Genomic DNA, 1,558 nt, shown 5'->3' on the forward strand with positions numbered 1-1,558 from the left:
CTTATTGACGTTCAGAAAACGGTCGATCCAGTCGGCAGCGAAGCTAAGGCGGTGTGTCAGCGTGAGGAACGTCCTCTCGATGAGAGCGTGGAAGTCGTCCGCGCTCTCGGTCGAAATCGGCGAGATCGTTCGTTTGAGACTATTCCAGACGGGTTCGATTGGCTGAAGATGCGGCGATGCGATAGGGAGAAAGATCAGCGTTATTCCCAACTCCTCCGCTCGCGTGCGCGTGAACTCAGAGGCATGCGAGGAGAAGTTATCCAAGACGAGCAGAATCCGGCCGGTCGGATTCTGCTCGCGGATCGCTTCGAACACCTCCACGATCCGCTCTTTGTGAAGGCTCTCGATTGATTCCAACACGCTCGTTCCGTTGATCGCGTAGAAACCGACAGCTGCGGTCTTCACTCGCGGCATGTGTTTCACGATGCGTGGCGTACCGAATCCCCAGAGCCGATGCCGATTTTCAGTCGGCATCGGCCACGACTCATCGAAAGAACCCAAGAACCGTCTCACCGGGATCAACGGCCTCCTCGTCTTCCTCCTCGCCGAACGCCTTGGCGAGAATCTCTTCTGCATTCTCTGGTCGAGACGGCGTTTCTGGCCGTGGGATCGCGTACGACATCCCGTACACGCTTCGACAGAGTCGCCGAACGTGGCCAGGATGGTAGCTGACACCGAACTCGTCCTCAATCAACCGTGTGATTTCGCCGGTGGTCCACGGTTGGCCTTCTTCGAGGAGTCGCTGGAGATCACGTGACTGCTGATGTGAGTGCTTCGGGGGCCTGCCGCCCCCGAAGCGTGGGATGAGGCCAACGGGTCCATATTGGTTCCAGCGTTCGAGCCACTGACTCCCGATGCCGCGACTCGCGCCAACGCGTGTAGCGGCTCCCTTGATCGTATCTCCAGTGTAGAGGTTGCTGATGAAGCAGAGTCGGCGGACGACTTTCGCGTCGTCCGCCTTCTTGATCTCCAATCTCAATTCATCGTCAGATAGATGTCGTTCAACGACAGCTCGGCGCGTTCCCATTCGGAAAGATACGTCTCTGAAGGTCAAGAACTTGCGCTAGGTCCTAGTCCCCCGCCGCGGCGACAGCCGCACACCGAGCAGCAGCTTCGAATCCAGGTCGATCGCAGCGTACAGCCAGCACCACTTAGTGCCGACCTGTACCGCGGTTTCGTCGATGGCGACCCGCCGCGGAGCACTCCGCGGCGGGTCGGGCAGGTTCTCTGCGAGGCGGTGGACCCCACTGGAAGACCGCTTGATGCGACCGCTCAACGCTGAACAGCTCCAGCACCGCGGCCGTCTCCCGCAACGACAGCCCCGCTGAATGGAGGCGCACCCCGAGCGCCCTGGAGTGGTCTGCGTAAGAAATGGATACTGGTCGGAGTACAAACCAGCGAACTCACTCCGGTCGTTCGATTTTTCGCCCCGTAGAAGTAGTCCCACGCCTCCACTATCCAAACGTTGCGCAGATGACTCACGGGCGTCGGGGTGCTCTCCTCGTCCCAACACTCAATAGATGCCGTGTTCAACGTCTCTGCGAGCAGTTTCTGGATA

The 1,558-nt window shown here is 59.2% G+C and carries 2 protein-coding genes and 1 pseudogene; all 3 read right to left on the minus strand.

Annotated features, from left to right (window positions below):
- On the minus strand, positions 1-576 hold a 576-nt coding region (locus C450_RS22970), incomplete at its 3' end, for an IS630 family transposase (protein WP_241430395.1).
- Positions 485-973, minus strand: coding sequence for an IS630 family transposase (locus tag C450_RS22975; RefSeq protein ID WP_049910164.1), 489 nt, complete (start codon positions 971-973; stop codon positions 485-487). The genes C450_RS22975 and C450_RS22970, both read right to left, overlap by 92 nt.
- Before the next feature lie 99 nt (positions 974-1,072).
- Positions 1,073-1,352 (minus strand): annotated as a pseudogene (locus tag C450_RS22120) (IS6 family transposase); the annotation flags it as partial.
- Positions 1,353-1,558: the final 206 nt, after the last annotated feature.

The organism is Halococcus salifodinae DSM 8989 (assembly GCF_000336935.1).
GTDB classification, from domain to species: domain Archaea; phylum Halobacteriota; class Halobacteria; order Halobacteriales; family Halococcaceae; genus Halococcus; species Halococcus salifodinae.